Genomic DNA, 1,614 nt, shown 5'->3' on the forward strand with positions numbered 1-1,614 from the left:
TCTTGGGCATCGTCATGCAGCGCGCGGTAGCCGCGGGCAACCAGTCGTTCGTCGTCGCTCTCGAAACCGGGCTTGGCTGGCAATTCAAATTCGCAGCCATTGCTCAGCTTGACGGCATAACGTGCCGGGCCCGGCGTATGTCCTTCGATCACCACCAGGCCATGGGCATCGCTCACGCCCATGGCGATCTGCACGCCATCCTTGAAGAGAACATAGGGTTCGTGCATGAAGCCCCGTCCTTGCGCGCAATGCGTCTTGAGCTGGAAGCTCAGGCGTTGCTGCTGCTTCAGCTCGGACATGGCCGGTGGATCCGGCAGTGCGGGAACGGCTTCATTGGCTGGCCCATCGTGGTCGTACTGGGCGGCATGGGCGTGCCAGTGACCGCTGGATGATGGTCTTTGAGATGAGCCGCCGCTTCTTCCTGGTTGGCGGCCAGCAAGACCGTGTAGCCACGCCGCTCGAAGGAGCGCCCCAGGGTGCGTGCGAAAGCGGCATCGTCCTCGATGATCAGAAGCAGGCGATCAGCCGGCATGTTGCATTTCCTATTTCTTCTACTTTCCCAAAGGCGCTATTGTACGGCCAGACGACACCTGGCATGGCCGGCACCTGAAGAAAAAGGAATGATGTCCGTCAAAGACGCCTCANGCCTGGCTTGCGGTACATCAAGCAGGATCGTGAAAATCCCCGTGCTCGCCGTTTTCCAGGCTGATGGCCGACAAGGGCAGCTCCAGCGTGACCCGGGCACCACCGCCGTCGAGATTGCTGGCCCATACCCGCCCGCCCAGCTTGCGCGCCACATTGACCACGAAGAACAAGCCCAGCCCGCGTCCCGGCTTGCCCTTGGTGGATTGGTAGGGCTTGCCGATCTGGTTGATCATCCAGTCCGGGAAACCGGGGCCCTGGTCGCTCACTTCCATGAGCAGCAAGTCCCCTTCCCTGCGCACCTGCAACGCCAACCACTGGGGCGAGACCTCGAAGGCATTGTCCAGCACATTGCCCAGCATCTGCTTGATGGCCGAGTCGAAGGCGACCGGCACATCCTGTTCGATCAGGTTGCGATACTCGAACACTTCCACCGGCCGCGTCTTGCGCCAGTCCTCGGCCACGCTGTCGAGGAAGGTGTTGAGGGTGGTCTTGATGGAGGACTCGCCGCGCGCCTGCCCGGCCGAGAGCAAGACGCCGCTGACGATGGACTTGCAGCGCTGCAACTGCGCTTCCATCTCGCTGATGTCGTCCAGCATGTCGGGACGCTGGCTGATTTCGGGCATCCGCTTCCAGTCGCCCAGGATGACCGAGACGGTGGCCAAGGGCGTGCCCAGTTCATGCGCCGCGCCCGAGGCCAACAGGCCCATGCGCACGATGTGGTCTTCCTCGGCGGCGCGCTGGCGCAGGTCGGCCAGCAAGGCGTCACCGGCGCGCAGGTTGCTGCTGATACGGGTGATGAAGAACACCATCAGCCCGGCATTGAGCAGGAAGCAGATCAGCGTGCCTTCCACGTACAGGCTCAAGAAGCCCCGCGTATGGTCCGGCGGCAGCGGCAGCGGTTCGGAAAACAGCGCCAGCCCGGCCAGGCAGAGCATGGTCACGCCGACGATGGCCCAGCTCGACCAGGGC

General features: G+C 63.2%; 1 protein-coding gene and 2 pseudogenes. All 3 read right to left on the reverse strand.

What is annotated here, in order from left to right:
* Positions 1-299, reverse strand: a pseudogene (locus I5W_RS09370) (type VI secretion system tip protein VgrG); the annotation flags it as partial.
* A gap of 86 nt (positions 300-385) precedes the next feature.
* Positions 386-532, reverse strand: a pseudogene (locus I5W_RS29660) (two-component system response regulator); the annotation flags it as partial.
* A 130-nt stretch (positions 533-662) separates the two neighbouring features.
* Positions 663-1,614 (reverse strand): sensor histidine kinase (locus I5W_RS09380; RefSeq protein WP_044529023.1); only part of this gene is annotated, 952 nt, incomplete at its 5' end.

It is taken from the genome of Herbaspirillum sp. B65 (assembly GCF_000333555.1).
GTDB classification, from domain to species: domain Bacteria; phylum Pseudomonadota; class Gammaproteobacteria; order Burkholderiales; family Burkholderiaceae_D; genus Herbaspirillum; species Herbaspirillum rubrisubalbicans.